Source organism: Rubinisphaera margarita (assembly GCF_022267515.1).
GTDB classification, from domain to species: domain Bacteria; phylum Planctomycetota; class Planctomycetia; order Planctomycetales; family Planctomycetaceae; genus Rubinisphaera; species Rubinisphaera margarita.
The window spans coordinates 37,973-56,540 of record NZ_JAKFGB010000021.1 but is presented as its reverse complement, the minus strand read 5'-3'; the positions used below and the strand labels follow the sequence as shown (position 1 = coordinate 56,540).

The following is an 18,568-nucleotide window of genomic DNA, read 5'->3' as shown; positions in this document are numbered from 1 at the left end:
CCGGGGCCTGCAGCGCCCCAATCGAGGCGATTTTTTCACCACGCGCCCAACGGCCAGCGAGAACATTTGGGTAAGCTGGGAGCCCTTCGGTGAATTTTCCGGAGGGGGTGCACACGTTCTCTTGGACGTCCTCAGACTGGGGCTCTGCTTGTAGAACGTAAAGGTTTGTCAGTCGATGGAGTAGTAGGACTCCGCCCACCTGTTGCGCCTCTGCGAACTGAATGGAATGTATGGACATCTGGCTTATGATCGACCGCCGACCGACATGGAAACTCTCTCCTCATCTGTTGTCCGCACTGCTTGTCCTCGTGGTCGGCGCCTTGCAGGTCGGGACAGTGGAAGCCCAGGCGAATCGTTATTCCGGCGGTCTGTTCGAACCACTGACCAACACCTACTTTCATCTGCAGTATGAAGGTGGAGACGACTGGGCGCAGGGGACGCAGCAGGCCCAGTTCGGTGCCACCCGCTATGACGAAGCGTTGAACGGCAACGGCTTGTGGCTGAACTACGGCCAGTTCGGGTTCGACCATAACGGACATCACTCCCTCAACGCCGGCGTTGTTCGCCGCTTCTGGGTGGGCGGCGGCATCATCGGCCTGGGGGGACATTACGACCTCACACGTTCCGCTTACGAGAATGATTTCCAGAAAATCGCGGTCACTGGCGAATGGTTCTCAAGCGACAACAACTGGATCGTTCGCAGCGAAGGCAACTTCGCCGTCGGCCCCGATTCCTTCGTGATCCAGGACTTCGGCACCACCACCGGCAACATCTTCTTTGCCGGAAACAGTCTGATGGCGGCTCAGTCAGCCGGTCAGCTGCGGGAAGAAGGAATGTCCGGGCTGGAGTACGAACTCGCGCGGGCGCTGGGCAATTACGCAGCCGAAGGTTATCTCGGCGGCTACCACTACCTGGGACAAGCCGGCGGAGACGCAAACGGCATCAAAGGGGGCGTGCGCGGCTTTATCAGTCAGGGACTGTTCGCGAACCTCGAAGTTCGTGAAGACAACGTGTTCGGCACCAGCCTGTACGGCGGCTTGACCATGTTCCTGGGCGGCCCTTCCCGCTCCCAGACGCACACGCTGGCCGACCAGATGATCATGCCGGTCCAACGCCACGATCAGGCGCTCATCAACACCGTCGATACGCGCGTGGTGCTGCCCGATCTGGCTCTCACGCAGGGCGGAAACACACTCAGCTTCACGCATATCAACAACGTCAACACGGGTGACGGCGGCAATGCCGGTACGTACGAGAACCCGTACACCTCGCTGGCTGCGGCGAATGGCTCATCGGCCGACATTGTTTATGTGCATTCCGGCACGACGTACACAAACGACGGCTACGAAATGTCCGATGGCCAGCGTTTCCTGGGCGAAGGGGGCGGAAACCAGCATCAGTTGATGACCGACCAGTTCGGCCTGATTCTGCTGCCGGAAGCGAATGGGACAGGCGGCGCCCGTCCGATTATTCGGGGCGGAACCACACCGATCTTGGTCGCACGGAACTCGGAGATCTCCAACTTCGATATCGAACAGGCGTCGCGCACGCTGCTGTTCAACAACGTAGCGGGCAATGTCGATGTTAACCGCCTCACCGGAAGCGGCTCGATCCACATCAACGGCGGTTCGGGCGACTATATCTTCAGCGATGTCCACATCGTCAACTCCAGCAATGGCGGACTGTTCATCGATGGCGGCTCGGCCAACGTCACGTTCGACGGCCTCTACGGTGGAAGCTCCCTTTCCGTTCTCGACGGCTACGCTGTGGCGATCCAGGGCAACCATTCTGGCGACATCTTCTTCCCGAACAGCAGTGCGATTACAGCGACAAATGCCCAGGGATTCTCGTTCACGAACGGCCTGTCTGGAACTTACGTCTTCAATGGCGTGAACAACATCCAGAGCTCCAGTGGCAACGCGATCAATCTTGCCAATGCCGGGGGACAATACTACTTCAGCCCTGATACCAGCATTACCAGTAGCGGAGATGCTGCCGCCTCGCTGAATCTGGCGGGCGTCAACGATATCGGCTTCGCCTACGGCGGCACGATCCTGAACAACAACGGTCATGCGATTCAGGTTTCTGGCGGAACCGGAAACAATCTGTGGGTTGCGTTCGGCTCCTCCCAGGAAGATGCGATCCAGGATAACGCAGATGGGATCTCGATTACTGATACCGAAGCCGATGTGGCCATCAATGCCGATACGGAACTGACGGGCAGCAATGGCATCTACATTGGCAACAGTAACGGCACATTTTCCTTTGCCGATACAGATATTGATCTGAGCTCCGGCAACAGCGCGGCGATGCGGATCGATGGCGGATCGAGCACCGTCAACTTCCGCGAGCACAGCTCGATTATAAACGGCCTGGACCGGACGGCGCTTCGCGTGGAGAACGGGCACACCGGAACGTTGAACATGGAAGGAACCGTTGCGTCCGCTGCTGGCAACGGTCTTGAATTCGACAACGCCGACGGCACCTATAACTTCACCGGTACGACCAACCTCAACGGCGTCACCCGCGGGATTGACATCGCCAATGGATCGGCGGGCACGTTCGCCTTCTCCGAAAACAGCGCCATCGCCAACACCGACAACGAAGCCGTTCGCATGAATCTGGCGAATGCAGACAATTTTGACTTCACCTACAGCGGGCGAATCTGGAACTCGACTGGCCGGGCCATTTCTATCAGCGGCGGCCCCGGCACCGGGCAGTCCGTGCTGTTCAACTCCACTGAAGACGACGCCATTCAGGACAGCGGAGAGGGAATCCGAATTGTCGATACCGATGCGGACGTCAACATTCAGGCTGACACCGAGCTGACCGGCTCCAACGGGGTGATGATCAGCAATTCGGATGGAACGTACACCTTCGCCGATACCGACATCAACCTGAGCTCCAGCGCGAATGCGCCGCTGTCGATCAGTGGCGGTTCGAGCACGGTCAACTTCGGTACCGACAGTTCGATCACGAACGATCAGAATCGTACGGTTGTAAGTGTCGGAAATGGCCATTCCGGCACCCTGACGGTGGACGGAAGCATCACGTCCACAGCTGGAAATGGACTCTCCTTCAGCAACGCCGACGGTACCTACAACTTTAATGGCACAACCAGTCTCAATGGCGGCAGCCAGGGAATGCGAATCTCGAATGGCTCTTCCGGAACATTTGCGTTCTCGGAGAATACAAGCATCGTCAACCCGACAGGTCCAGCCGTGGCGATGGATCTGACCGGAGCGGATGGATTCGATTTCACCTACAGCGGCACGATTCAGAACTCCACCGGAATAGCCGTGGACATTACGGGAGGCCCCGGCACCGGGCAGTCTGTCCTGTTCAACTCGACCGCAGCCAATGCCATTCAGGACAGTGGTACGGGGATCTGGATCACGAACACGAATGCCGATGTCAACATCCAGTCCGAGACCGAACTGACCGGCTCCAATGGCATCGTGCTGTCAAACTCGAACGGGACCTACACGTTCGCCGACACCGACATCAACCTGAGTTCAGGTACAGGGGCGCTGCTGGCGATTAATGGCGGATCGAGCACGGTCAACTTTGGAGCGAACAGCTCGATAACGAACGATCAGAACCGAGTCCTGGTGCAGGTCAATGGCGGACACACCGGAACGCTGAACATGGACGGCGTCCTGATGTCGACTGCGGGGAATGGCATGATCTTCTCCGATGCGGACGGCACGTATCACTTCAACGGGATGACCTCACTCGACGGGACCAGCGGAGGGATCGACGTCAGCGGCGGTTCTGCAGGCACGTTCGTCTTCTCTGAAGACACAAGCATCGCCAATACCACTGGCGGTGCAATTGTGCTGGACCTGACCGGAGCCGACGGGTTCGACTTCACCTACAGCGGAACGCTCCAGAACTCAACCGGACGGGCGATCAGCGTCACAGGTACTCCCGGTGCGGGGCAGTCGGTCTTGTTTGATTCCACAGCCTCGAATGCTATTCAGGACAGCGGCGAAGGAATCTTCATCTCTGGCACGAATGCCAATGTCAACATTCAGTCGGAAGCCCAGCTGACAGGCTCCTCCGGGGTTGTCATTAACAACGCCACGGGCGACTACACATTTGCGAACACCGACCTCAACCTGAGCTCCGGAGCCATCGCCCCTCTTGTAATCAATGGCGGTTCGGGCAACGTCCTCTTTGGCACGGACAGTTCGATCACGAACGACCAGGACCGGATTGCTCTCCAGGTACAAGGCGGACACACCGGCAGCCTGACGATGAATGGAACCATCTCGTCGACCGACGGAGCCGGGCTGTCATTCGACAATGCGGACGGGACGTACACCTTCAATGGCATGACGGCCCTTGCTGGCACTGATCGCGGGATTCAGGTCAACAACGGTTCGGCAGGGACGTTCGCATTCTCCCAGAATACGAGCATCTCCGGTACCACCAACGAAGCCATTCAGCTCGATCTGGCGAACGCAGATAATCTCGCCTTCACCTACAGCGGAACAATTCAGAACTCCACCGGCCGGGCCATCGATATCAGCGGGTCCAGCACAGGACAATCGGTGCTGTTCAACTCCACGACAGATGATGCCATCCAGGACAGCGGGGACGGGATCTCAATCGCCAATACCGACACTAACGTCAACATTCAGTCCGATACCGAGCTGACCGGCTCCAGCGGGGTGATGATCACCGATTCGACCGGCACGTACACTTTCGCCGATACCGATATCAATCTGAGCTCCGGCACCGATCCGTCTCTGTCGATCGACGGCGGTTCCAGTAACGTCAACTTCGGTGCCAACAGCTCGATCACGAACGATCAGAACCGGACCGTCGTGAGTGTGGAAAACGGCCACACCGGCACGGTCACGATGGAGGGAACCATTTCCTCAACAGCTGGCGACGGGATCGTCTTCGACAACGCCGACGGAACCTACAACTTTAACGGCACATCGAGCCTGAATGGGACGACCCGCGGCATCGACGTGGCCAATGGATCGGCAGGGACGTTCACGTTCTCGGAAACGACCAGCATCGCCAACACGACCGACGAAGCGATTCGGATGGACCTGGCGAATGCGGATAATCTGGATTTCACCTACAGCGGGACGATTCAGAACTCGATCGGCCGCGCCATCGACATCAGCGGATCCAGCACAGGACAATCGGTGCTGTTCAACTCCACGACAGGGGATGCTATCCAGGACAGCGGGGACGGAATTTCAATCGCCAATACCGGCACCGACGTCACGATTCAGTCTGACACCGAGCTGTTCGGTTCCAGCGGCGTGATGATCACCAATTCGACCGGGACATACACCTTCGCCGATACCGATATCAATCTGAGCTCCGGCACCAGTCCGGCTCTGTCGATCGACGGCGGTTCCAGTAACGTCAACTTCGGTGCCAACAGCTCGATCACAAACGACCAGAACCGGTCCGTCGTGGCGGTGGAGAACGGCCACACCGGCACGCTGACGATGGATGGAACGATCTCCGCGACAGCTGGCGACGGGTTCGTGTTCGACAACGCCGACGGAACGTACAACTTCAACGGCACGACAGATCTCAGCGGAACGACTCGCGGGATCGACGTGGCCAATGGATCGGCTGGTACGTTCGCCTTCTCAGAAACGACCAGCATCGCCAACACGACCGACGAAGCGATTCGGATGGATCTGGCGAATGCGGATAATCTCGACTTCACCTACAGCGGAACGATTCAGAACTCGACCGGACGGGCCATCGATATCAGTGGGTCCAGCACAGGCCAATCGGTGCTGTTCAACTCCACCGCCACCGATGCCATCCAGGACAGCGGGGACGGGATCTCCATTGCCAATACCGGCACGGACGTCACGATTCAGTCCGACACGGAGCTGATCGGCTCCAGCGGGGTGATGATCACCGATTCGACCGGGACGTACACCTTCGCCGATACCGACGTCAACTTGAGCACCGGCTCGAATCCGGCTCTGTCGATCGACGGCGGTTCCAGTAACGTCAACTTCGGTGCCAACAGCTCGATCACGAACGGCCAGAACCGGGCTGTCGTGAGTGTGGAGAACGGCCACACCGGCACGCTGACCATGGATGGAACGATCACGTCGACAGCCGGTGACAATCTGGTCTTCGACAACGCCGACGGAACCTATAACTTCAACGGCACAACGACGGTGAACGGAGCCAATCGTGGAATTCAGATCTCCAATGGCTCCGAGGGAACATTCACCTTCTCGGAAGACACAAGTATCACCAACGTCAACAACATCGCCATCCAAATGGATCTGACCGGCACGAACACCTTCGACTTCACCTACAGCGGGAGGATCGAGAACTCACTCGCCAGGATGATCGATATCAATGGTGGCTCCGCCGGTCAGTCGATCGTGTTTAACTCCGTCGCAGCGGATGCCCTGCAGGACACCGGGGATGGAATCTGGATCACGAACACCGCTGCAGATGTGGAACTTCTGGCCGACACGGAATTGACCGGCAACATCGGTCTGTTCCTGGAGCAGGCCGACGGAACGTATACGTTCGCCGACACCGATATTACGGACCTTAATCCCGGCCCATTCGGGAACAGCGCGCTGTGGATCCGCGGCGGCTCAGCGGATGTTAACTTCGGGACCGACAGCTCGATCACGACCGACGTCGGCGGAAATCTCGTGATGGTCGAGCAGGGACATTCCGGCACCCTGAATATGAACGGAAACCTGGCCTCCACCGTCGGGGGCGGTCTGGTCTTTAACAACGCAGACGGAACCTACAACTTCAACGGCACCACAACTCTCAACGGAACGGACCGGGGCATTCAAGTTGTCAACAGTTCGGAAGGAACCTTTGTCTTCTCGGAAGACACGAGCATTTCCAATACGACCAACGATGCGATCGAGATGACGCTCGTCGGTGTCAACACCTTCGGCTTCACCTACAGCGGAACAATCCAGAACTCCACCGGCCGAGCGATTGATATCATCGGAGGCCCAGCCCCCGGTCAGTCGATTCTGTTCAACTCCACCGCGAACAACGCCATTCAGGACAGCGGCGAAGGGATCTCAATTGCCAATACCTCTGCGAACGTCAACATTCAGGCCGATACGGAGCTGACTGGCTCCAGCGGGGTGACGATCACCGCTTCGGACGGGACGTACACGTTTGCTGACACCGACATCAACCTGAGTTCCGGGACTGATCCTTCGCTCTCGATCAGCGGTGGTTCAAGTGACGTCAACTTCGGTGCGAACAGCTCGATTACGAATGACCAGAATCGAGCCGTCGTGAGTGTGGAAAATGGCCACACTGGTACGCTCACAATGGATGGAACCATCGCGTCGACCGCTGGCGACGGGCTCGACTTCAACAACGCCGAAGGAACCTACAACTTCAATGGCACAACGATGCTGGACGGCACCACCCGCGGCATCCGACTCGACAATGGCTCTGCCGGGACATTCACCTTCTCGGAAACCACCAGCATCGCCAACACCACCAACGATGCGATTGAACTCAACCTGACCGGCGCCGATAACCTGGACTTCACCTACAGCGGGACCATCCAGAACTCGACCGGTCACGCCATCGATATCAGCGGCTCCGGCACAGGACAATCGGTTCTGTTCGACTCTATGGCCACCGATGCCATCCAGGATAGCGGAGCCGGGATCTCCATTGTCGATACCGGCGCAGATGTCAATATCCAGGGCGATACCGAGCTGACCGGCTCCAGCGGAGTGACGATCACCGATTCGACGGGAACGCTTACCTTCGCCGATACCGACGTCAACTTGAGCTCCGGGACGAGTGCCTCTCTGTCGATCTCCGGCGGTTCGAGCGACGTCAACTTTGGCGCCAACAGCTCAATCACAAATGCCCAGAACCGGGCTGTCGTGAGTGTGGAAGACGGCCACACCGGCACGCTGACTATGGATGGAACCATCTCATCGACAGCCGGCGACGGAATCGTGTTCGACAACGCCGACGGAACCTATAACTTCAACGGGACCACCAGCCTGGACGGAACGACTCGCGGGATCGACGTGGCCAATGGATCGGCTGGTACGTTCGCCTTCTCGGAAGATACCAGCATCGCCAACACGACCAACGAAGCGATTCGGATGGACCTGGCGAATGCGGATAATCTCGACTTCACCTACAGCGGCACAATTCAGAACTCCACCGGACGTGTCATCGATATCAGTGGTGGTCCCGGTACGGGGCAGTCAGTCCTGTTCAACTCCACCGCAGCCGATGCCATCCAGGACAGCGGACAAGGGATCTGGATTGCTGATACCGATGCGGACGTCAACATTCAGTCTGATACCGAGCTGACTGGCTCCAGCGGGGTGACGATCACCGATTCGACCGGGACGTACACCTTCGCCGATACCGACATCAATCTGAGCTCTGGCACCGCTCCGCCTCTGTCGATCGACGGCGGTTCGAGCACGGTCAACTTCGGTGCGAACAGTTCGATTACGAACAACCAGAACCGAGCCGTAGTAAGTGTCGAGAACGGACATTCCGGAACATTGAACATGGATGGAACGATCACGTCCACAGCCGGCGATGGCCTGGTGTTCGATAATGCCGACGGAACCTACAACTTCAACGGCACAACGAATCTCAACGGCACCAATCGTGGCATTCAAATCGCGAATGGTTCTTCCGGAACCTTCACGTTCTCTCCCAATACGAGCATCACCGACCCGACCGGGGTGGCCTACTCGGAAACAGACAGCACTGCCAACGTGACCTATAACGGAACCGTTACCCAGAATAATAACGCCACCGCCGTCCATATCACGAATAAGACGGGAGGGGCGACCACCTTCAACGGACTGGTGACCGCGAATACAAGCGCTGCAGATGCCGTGTTCCTGAATGGCAACGCCGGTTCGACAACGAGCTTCAATGGGGGGCTCGATATCGACACCACCACTGGGGACGGCTTGTACGCGAACAATGCGGGAACCGTGAACATCACCGGCAACGGGAACAGCATCGACACCACTGACGGGCGGGGGATTTACCTGGACGACACGACGGCTGGGATGACCTTCAATCAGATTACCGTGCTCGAGAACTCGGCAGGCGGCGACGCAATTACGTTGCGGGAAATGTCGGGCAGTTTCGAAGTCATCGGTACCACCTCGATCGGCAGCGCCGGCACCGTGGGGAACGGGATTTCCATCACCAGTGGCACCACCCAACAGACGGGAACCATCGCATTCGGCGACGTCAACCTGGGAGCAGCTGGTACAGGCGGCTCCGGACGGGCCATTTCAGTCGACGGCAGCAACCAGACAATCAGCTTCAGCAATACGAGCATCTCTGGGAATTGGGGGGCCGGAACAGATGTCCGTTATCGCGGCATCGGCAGCGCCGGCAGCCTCTGGTTCGACGAACTGAATAACACGGGAACGACGACCGGTCGCGGCCTGGCCATTCAGAACTCCGCTGGTAATGTGACCGTGAACAGCGGAACCATCGCGGGGCAGGCCAGTAACGCTCTCGATGTCGAGAACGGTACCGGGGCAGTGACCATCTTCGCCGACGTGATTGATCTGTCCGGCGGCGGAAACGTGGTCAGCATTTCCGGCCGTAGTTTGACCTCGCAGGCAATCAACATCATGGGAGATGTGACTGGCGCCGGAGGTGGGATTCTGGTGGACAACAACACTGGCGGAACCATCAACTTCACCGGCGACATAACGATGAGCGGTGAGAGAGGGCTGTATGTCGACAACAATAGCGGGACGACGGTCAACTTCAGCGGACCGGATTCCGTATTCAACAATCGCCTGGATGCTGTCACCTTCATCAACAACGCTGCCACCACCTCGGTCGGCTTCAACTCAGGGAATCTCAACATCGACAGTAACCTGGGATCGGGAATCAACGCTACAGGAGCCGGTAGCCTTTCGATTCTTGGCAACGGCAATACGATCGACGCGTACAACGACGATGCGATTGTTCTCGACGGCATCGTCTTCAGGCTCAACAATACCTGGGTGGGTAACGGAGGCGCGTTCTACACGATCGACACCGCCAACAGCACGCTCTCCGGTTCCGGCAACATCGCACCGGTCTTCAACTCGAACAATGGGGGTGGCAACGCGGGGGTGATCGAGTTCAACGGCGGACTCGACTTTGCACCGTAGCCTCAACCTGTGTACCAAGAGCGGAACATTTCCTACCCCCAGGAAAGGGTACTGCCATCTGACCTGAAACGTGCTGGGTAAGCTCTCCAGGGAGATTCCTTTCTCCCCGGACTGAAGATTTTAACAAACGTTCTCTCTGTTCAGTACGTACTGGAGGGAAGTACGTCAGCTCAATTCGAGGAGTTGACCCGCATCCCTTCTGCTGCTCACTGAGGAGAGTGTTATGGCCAGGCACGTCTTTCTTTCCGCCACCTCTCTCTGTCTGGCCGCCATGCTGGTTGGCTGTGGTCAGGAGACTCGCGAGGCAGCACGCTACGTCGGAACCGCTCATGAATTCGGCATCGAGCTGAGGCCTTCTGCTGTTTCCGAGCATCCCCTCCCGGAACACAATACCGAAACCTACGACCACATCGTCGAGAATCCGTTTCTCGATACGAAGTCGAATCCGCTCTCCACGTTCTCCATCGATGTCGATACTGCGTCCTACGCCAACACCCGCAGGATGCTCAACGACGGACAACTCCCACTGCCGGGAGCCGTCCGGTTGGAGGAATTCGTCAACTACTTCGATTACAGCGACCCGCAGCCCGAAGGCGACGGTACTCCCTTTTCGGTCAATGTCGAAGTCGCTTCCTGTCCGTGGGCCGAGGGGCATCAGTTGGTCCGCATCGGACTTAAAGGACGTGAATTCGAACAGGACGAGGAACCGCCCTGCAATCTCGTCTTTCTGCTCGATGTTTCAGGATCGATGCAGAACTGGAACAAGCTTCCTCTCGTGAAATCCGCCATGCGCATGCTGGTGGAAGAACTCGATCACAATGACCGCGTTGCCATTGCGGTCTACGCCAGCGCTTCCGGCCTCGTCCTCCCCTCCACGCCTTGCGACCAGAAAGCGGCCATCATGACCGCACTCGACAGTCTCTCGGCGGGCGGTTCAACCAATGGCGGAGAAGGAATCCACCTTGCCTACAACGTCGCTCAGGAACAGTTCCTGCCAGAAGGCGTTAATCGCGTGATTCTCTGCACCGATGGCGATTTCAACGTTGGCACCACCAACCAGAGTGAACTCATTCGCCTGATTGAAAACAAGGCTCGCACGGGGGTCTTTCTGAGCGTGCTCGGCTTCGGGACGGGGAATTACAAAGACTCCACCATGGAAAAACTGGCGGACCGCGGGAATGGAAATTACGGATATATTGATACGATGCGCGAAGCTCGGAAAATGCTGGTCGAACAACTCACCGGGACACTCGTGACCATCGCTAAAGATGTCAAGATTCAGGTCGATTTCAACCCGGCTCACGTCCAGGCATACCGCCTGCTCGGCTACGAAAACCGGATGCTGAGAGCGGAGGATTTTCAGGACGATACGAAGGACGCTGGTGAAATCGGAGCCGGACACACCGTGACTGCACTTTACGAACTCATTCCCACCGGAACGAAATCACCGATGACTTCAGTACAGCCGTCGAAGTATCAGACCGAAAGAGATCTCTCCGAAGCCGCTCATTCCGACGAATTGTTGACAGTCAGGCTTCGCTATAAATTGCCCGACGCCGAGGAAAGCCAGCCGCTCAATGTCGCCGTCGACCAGTCGGACACGCCGTTTGAACAGGCCTCTTGCGACTTCCAGTTCGCCGCCTCAGTCGCCTCGTTCGGCATGCTGCTTCGCGATTCCGAACATAAAGGGACCGCCACCTACGAGGATATCCACAATATCGCGGAGCAGAATCTCGGTCCGGACTCTCATGGCTTTCGCAGCGAATTCCTGAATCTCGTCGCACGAGCCGAACAGCTTGCCAGGTGAAGTTCGCCGGGATTCGAACCTCTTTGCTAGACACTCACCAGTAGCAGGTCGTGGCGAACGTCGCCACTCGAGAGATCCAGCTGCGGAATGACCTGAAGTGCGTTCGGTGTTTACGAAAAAGCGGTCGGAAGCGAATGAACGCTCCCGACCGTCTGCTCTGATTCGGATGTTGCCAACGGGTGTGTGGTCTAGAAAGTCGCTTCCAGACCGAAATTGAACCCGTGGTAGATCACATCGCTGCTGTCGACCGATGTTGGCACGGGTGTGGCCGTTCCGACGGCCAGGTTTCCAGCGCGGTTCCACTGATCGGGAGCCAGCGCCACACCACCCAGGTACTGCAACTGGTAACCAGCGAACAGGGCGAGGGTGTTATTCAGGTCGTATTTTGCTTTCAAAGCGGCTTCGATCGAGAAGGCGACCATGTCGTCAGAGTCGCGTGCAGTTCCGCCGAAGGTCGGAGCGACTGGCGGTTGAGCGGCCCAGACGGTGCTGCGAGCGTGATTCCAGTAAATACCGGCCGCCCCAGCGCCCTCGATGGAGAAGCGACCACGCTCGAACAGAGTGCTCTCGCCCCCTGCCTGCAAGCCGTACAGATAGTTGTCGGTTTCTGAGTTTACCGTGAAGACGGGCGGAGTTGAGAATGCGACGTTTAAGGCTTCGCCCAGTTCCATACCGCGAATACCGAGGTAAACTTCAGTGTCGCAGGAGACAACGCGGCCCAGATTAACTTCCAGGCTGTACAGGTCAGATCCGTAAGTTCCATTCAGGTCCCCTGCACCGAATGGGGTGAGTGGACTGGTCACAATGTTGCCGCCGAACCCGGGAATGACTGCGGACCGATTGGTCGTCAACGAGTCGAGAGCGAAGAACCGGGTCGAGATGAAGTGATCCTCTATCGTCCGTTTGCCGGCCACTTCAAAGCCCATTTCGTAGTCGTAATCGAAATCCGAAGTCGACAGAGCCGGTCCGCCGCCTGCTCCCGTAACCAGAACCTGGTCGCCAATCTGATCCCGGTTGAGATACAGAATCGACGTCGAAAACTCCCATTCGGGGCCGCATTCGCAGCAGCCGTCCACGCACCCAGTGCCGATAAAATCATCGAATCCGGCAGATTGGGTGTAATCAATACAGTCTGTCAACGTGTCACGAAGCAGCCCTGCGTCTGTAACTGTGGCCAGATTCAGGCACACAACCGACGCCAGCGCCAACTTTCTCAGTTTCAACATGGAATTCACTCCTTGGGGTCATGAGCGAGATGCACTCAAGATCAATCATCGGAATGAAAGCGATATAACCGCTAATGCATCAGTTCGGGCCATTACTACCAGAACAACCGGACTGAGATGAATCAGCCGAGATCCCAGTAACTTCCGGCAATTGATCGGAGACGCGTAGGCGGAAGAGCTTCTGACAATAAGGGAACCGGGCAGGCTGGTCTTCACCGGTGAAGGAACGGTTGCGCCATCAACCCAGTTCTTCCTCGCTCTCCCCTGTCCCCCACGCAGGCCGCGTCTTCGTCTCTCACGCGGAAGCCATTTCGCGGCGTTCTGTTTCCTGGAGGCGTCACAATCAGTCGTTCGACTTGTCCATGGGGAGGAATTGAACCGCGTCAGCGATGACGTGGCCATCCGAGTCCGCGTTGCTGATCTCGACGATGGCAACGTTTCCAAAGTCGAACTCGCCCAATTCAGCACGCCCCTTCGTTTGCGGATCGCGTTGGTTGACGCGGAACTCATGAGTTTCCCCGGCGGCATCTGTCACAATCACCCGGGTGTTGCTGGCTCGATTGGAGAACACCGGCCACAGGAGTGCTACTCGATATCGCCCCGGTTGCTTCAACTCCGCCTGATAACGAACCTTGCCGTCTCCTTTCCCGGCGTTGGCGTCGTGAAGGTAATCCAGTCCGACATACTCAGCCGTTGAACTGCTGGTGGCCCAACCGCCCTCGGTTTTTGCCTGGCGATTGTCGACGACAATTCCTGGCAAGGTGGCTGGATCGATGCCGGGTGTCGGTTTGGGGCCAACGTGTTGAAGCACCTGTTGGTCTTTCAACAAACGTTGAGACAGCTTTTCGTAGTCGAGGTCGTGCACGGCGACTTCGTCGTCGATGGCCAGTACCGCGGCCGTGGCGGATGATTGACCCAGCACCATGAAGACGGGCTCCATGCGAATCGAACCGAATGCGATGTGCGACGCGGACAGGCAGACCGGAACGAACAGGTTCGAGACTTCCCGCCGTTGGGGAATGATCGATCGATAGCTAATGCCGTACGGCGGGAAACCACCGACCTGCACATCGCCTTCATTGCGAACGTGACCGTTTTCATCGATGTAGCGTTGCTGGTTGTGAGAGTCCATCGTGTAGGCGGCCAGTCCAACCGGATCCTCCACCGCGACACCCTGGCAGTGCTTCTGGGTCATGACAAAATCGCTGACCATCCGTCGTGCCTCACGGATGTAGAGCTGATTTTGCCACCCGTTTCCGGCCTCAAACTCGTCCTTGCACATGCCCCACCGAGAAACCTGGTCGCGAATCTTCTCGGGCATTCTTGGATGATTGGCCAGCGTCCACATCAACCCCTGTTGATACAGCAGGTGTTTGGCGACGATTGCTTCCCGTTCTTCATAAGACGCTTCGGGGTAGTCATAGTTTTGACCGATGAAATCGGTCGAGAACCCCAGTCGATTGTTCGTGTCGGTCTTTCGATTGGGCATGCTGGAGTTGATCCAGGGGGCACTGTTTTCCCCCGCCTCATAGTTCCGCAGCAGCAGCTCATACCACAGCGGTTCGTAGCCCTCGGGTTTGTGAAATGGAATGCGGTTTTCTGGATGGTCCGTCAAGCACATTCGAAAGCAGTAAGCCTGCACGCGATGATCTGCTCCGCCTTCTTCACCAGGTCCTCTGGGATCGATGTGCGGCAGCAACCCACTGCCTGGATCGCCCGGAACCACATACGGATCGATTCCTTTGCGAAGTTGATGGTGGTGAGCCATCCTTGTCTGCACGCCATTGAGTGTTTCGCCATATTGTTCGTTGGCTTCTCGGCCCACCGTGTAGCTCACACCAGCCGCCGCCATCAAGTCCCCTTCGTATGTCGCATCGATAAACATCTGGGCGCGGTACGTTTCCCCCGATTCCATTCGAATGCTGAGGATCCGCGCCGGACTGCTGCGAGTGGTCATCACGGATGATCGATCGAGTCGTTTTCCGTAGTCGACGCGAATCTGATGGCGGTCGATCCAACTCTGGTAAACCGACAATGCGGCACTCGGCTCGAACGTCCACATGGCCGTTTCGCTTTGCGCCGTGCGCGATTGTCCCCCGCTCTTGTATTGATCGCGTCGTTGCCATTTCCAGGCCGAGTCGTCCTCGTAGTGGGCGGCAATGTCTTCATAGAATTCCCTGGCGATCCCCCCAATGGCGGCCTTATTCCCAATGTCGGTCTGACCGAGCCCGCCGGTGGTCAGTCCTCCCACGCGGTCCGATGGTTCGATGACAATCACCGACTTTCCCATCCGATGGACCTGGACCGCCGCAGCAATTCCCGCCGACGTGCCCCCGTAGATCACAACATCGGCCGATTCGGGCGCGGCCCCAAACGACTCACCTGGCAAAGCGGAGGAATGCAGCAGCAGCAAAACCAACGCGAGAAAAGAGAGACTTGCTGGATTGGATTTCATGGGGTGATCAATTCAAGAGTAAGGGACGGAGCATTGTCAGTCGGTTCCCGGCAGGAAGAACTCAATTGTTCAGTCAGATGATTGGGCCCTGACTGCCGGGGATGATAACTCAGCGGACAGACACCTGCCGGGAAACTTCGACGGTGTCTGCAAGACGGCACTGGCCAGCGGACCTGACGAGTTACTCGCCATTTCAAACGCCATTGACCAGAACCAGAAGGCATCGAGCTGTTACTATCTGATGAACCTCAGAAATTCTGCCTGTTTCTTTGTTTCATGGCAACAAACCCTGCCGAATTCCGAACTTTTCTGAGCGGATTGCGGGGAGGCAGTGGATCATGTAATCATCTTGTAAGGAACAACAGGGATCGTGATGGTGTGCAGGCTGTTCTCCATTCACTATCCCTTCAGAAGACGAACAATTTCACTGACTCATTTTCGGATTGAGATCACGCCTCGCCGTTATCCCCAGAAGGAGCCCCTGCCATGTTGAGAGTTTGCCTTGTTCTGCTGGCTTCTGTGACGATCACCGTTTCATTGGCTCACGCGGAGGATGATGGCAAGTTACGCATTATCTGCTTCGGGGCTCATCCCGATGACGCGGAGTACAAAAGCGGCGGCACCGCGGCGATGTGGGCCAAACAAGGGCATCATGTGAAGCTGGTTTCGGTGACGAATGGGGATATCGGACACTGGGCGATGTCCGGCGGGCAGTTGGCCAAACGAAGAACCGCGGAGTCGGCGGAGGTCGCGAAACGGCTCGGCGTCACGTCGGAAGTGCTTGACATTCACGATGGCGAATTGATGCCGACGCTGGAGAATCGCAGGACGATCACTCGACTGATCCGGGAATGGAAGGCCGATATTGTCATCGCCCACCGCCCCTGGGATTATCACCCTGATCACCGTTATGTCGGAGTGCTGGTACAGGACGCCGCCTTTATGGTCCAAGTCCCGTTCTTCTGTCCGGACACTCCGCCGCTGGAGAGAAACCCGGTTTTCCTGTATTCAAGTGACCGTTTTCAAAAGCCGTATCCCTTTGAAGCCGACATCGCAGTGGCGATCGACGACGTGTTCGATCTGAAGGTTGAAGCGCTGACGGCTCTCGAGTCACAGGTGTTTGAAGGGGGAGCGCTGGCCGGTCCAGAATACCTGACGACAGTACCGCCGGCGTCCAAACCGGACCTTCGCAAAGAATGGCTGAAGGAACGCTGGGACAGACGAGCCGGAGCCGAGGCGAGCAATCACCGTTCGGCCCTCATCAAATGGTACGGCAAAGAGGAAGGTCAGCAGGTGAAATATGCCGAGGCGTTCGAAATCTGCGAATACGGCCGACAGCCATCGCCTGATGAGATTCGCCAGTTATTTCCGTTCTTCCCGGAACCGAATGCGGAATCCAAGTAGCGGCGACTTCACTCTCGCCGTGAAGATTAGAGCATTTTCATGCTTCTCCTGCAGTCGACTTTTGAATTTGTTTTAGAGCCCCGTGCACTGATTCCCATAACTCACTGCCCCAATCGCTCCAGCACGTTTTTCGTAATCTGTTCGACGAGCGGAGTCTGGCCGGTCAGGCCGTGAGCCCAGTCGGTGGAGCCACAGGTGAAGACGGTTCCTCCTCGGCTGTAGACTCCGAGGGTCGCCGCGCCTACTCGATCTTCCGGGAATTCGGCATACCACAGGCTGTCACCGGGATGCCAGCGAGCCGGACACGTGCCGAGAATCGTAAAGGTCTCGGGCGTGCCGTCTCGGTGAGTCGGAAACGGCAATCCGTCCTGCCATTCCATTTCGCAACCATCGCACTCGTACCCCACGATCGTCGCTTCACCGCCGAAACGATCTCCACGTTTCAAGTCGGTGCCCGAAAAGATCCAGTGTTCGGGACGGTGGACCTCGTAGCTGGCCGGACCGTCCATAAACTGTCCGTGGCTGCGATGATAGCCCCCAAACAAGAAGCCGACTCCGGTGAGCTCGTTCTCGGGACGACCAACCAGATGATGTCCCCAAAGCGTGCTCAGCAGTTTGTGGTCGCCTCGGCGATAAATCGGATCGATGTTGTACCACTGCTTGTAACACGTGAGAGCTCGTCCCTCGTCTTCACTGCGAACCTGCCAGCAGCAGGTATTGCCGCTAAAAAACGCGACGTTCCCGCCGTCTTCGATAAACGCTTCAAGATGATCCCGCATTGGCGAAGACCAGTACTCGTCGTGTCCGACGCTCACGACGAGCCGATACGCCTTCAGCAGTTCCGGTCGAAACTCGAGATCCGAATTGACCGCGTATTCCAGTGCAAAGCCATTCTTCTCCGCCCACTGAACGAACGGAAGTTCCCACTTCGCGAACTGAGAAAACTGAGGACGATTGAATGAAACCCGATGCCCCTGCAACCCGTCGCGATCGTGGTAGGAATACAGAGAGTGTCCCCCCCAGTTGGTGTAGGCGTTGTACGTATTCGTTGCGAGTTGCAGGAGAATCTTTGATGTCGAACCAGGCTCGCTCGCACGCACAACAAAGAATACCGAACTGCTCGCCTCGCGATTTCCGTCTTCACGACCCTGGTCGCTCACCCGTAGAGTGGCCTCGTAGTAACCGCTTCTCCAGTCGGCGGGAATCTCAACCTTCAACGACAAGGGCCATTCGCAGCCGTGTGATGAAGCGCGATCCGGAATCGGATGCTGCGCCACTTCGATTCCTTCTTTCTCGAGAACACGCTCCCGCTTTGCTCCGACGCGCTCAATCGTCAGATTGCAGGTTTCAGCCGATGATGAACAATGGAAGGAGACACTCTCTCCAGGCTCGTAGCTAAGCTGGTTCGTATAACCGAGCACAAACACGCCGGGAGGCTGCATCTGTTCGGCACACGCGGGGAGTCCTCCCGTGATCACAATCGCAAGAATCAGTAACGCCAGTCGATTCATTT

6 protein-coding genes are annotated in these 18,568 nt (G+C 57.3%); 3 read left to right on the top strand and 3 right to left on the bottom strand.

Going from position 1 to position 18,568, the window contains the following annotated elements:
- The first annotated feature begins 230 nt into the window (after positions 1–230).
- Both L1A08_RS20135 and L1A08_RS20130 read left to right on the top strand, forming a co-directional pair.
- A complete protein-coding gene (locus tag L1A08_RS20135; protein ID WP_238758334.1) occupies positions 231–10,163 on the top strand; it encodes a hypothetical protein in 9,933 nt (3,310 codons plus the stop codon).
- 223 nt (positions 10,164–10,386) lie between these two features.
- Positions 10,387–11,970 carry a vWA domain-containing protein gene (locus L1A08_RS20130; protein ID WP_238758333.1) on the top strand — a complete coding sequence of 528 codons (1,584 nt, stop codon included), beginning with the start codon at positions 10,387–10,389 and terminating at the stop codon, positions 11,968–11,970.
- Between the two features lie 188 nt (positions 11,971–12,158).
- On the opposite strand, the gene L1A08_RS20125 is transcribed toward L1A08_RS20130, so the two are convergent.
- Both L1A08_RS20125 and L1A08_RS20120 read right to left on the bottom strand, forming a co-directional pair.
- Positions 12,159–13,196, bottom strand: a complete 1,038-nt coding sequence (locus L1A08_RS20125; RefSeq protein WP_238758332.1) for a BBP7 family outer membrane beta-barrel protein — start codon at positions 13,194–13,196, stop codon at positions 12,159–12,161.
- 343 nt (positions 13,197–13,539) lie between these two features.
- Positions 13,540–15,651, bottom strand: a complete 2,112-nt coding sequence (locus tag L1A08_RS20120; RefSeq protein ID WP_238758331.1) for an FAD-dependent oxidoreductase — start codon at positions 15,649–15,651, stop codon at positions 13,540–13,542.
- A 486-nt stretch (positions 15,652–16,137) separates the two neighbouring features.
- On the opposite strand from L1A08_RS20120, the gene L1A08_RS20115 reads away from it, so the two are divergent.
- Entirely contained in the window at positions 16,138–17,055 is a 918-nt protein-coding gene (locus L1A08_RS20115; protein WP_238758330.1) for a PIG-L deacetylase family protein, read from the top strand.
- 101 nt (positions 17,056–17,156) lie between these two features.
- Here L1A08_RS20115 and L1A08_RS20110 read toward each other — a convergent pair whose 3' ends face one another.
- Entirely contained in the window at positions 17,157–18,566 is a 1,410-nt protein-coding gene (locus L1A08_RS20110) for a N,N-dimethylformamidase beta subunit family domain-containing protein (RefSeq protein ID WP_238758329.1), read from the bottom strand.
- Between the last annotated feature and the right edge of the window lie 2 nt (positions 18,567–18,568).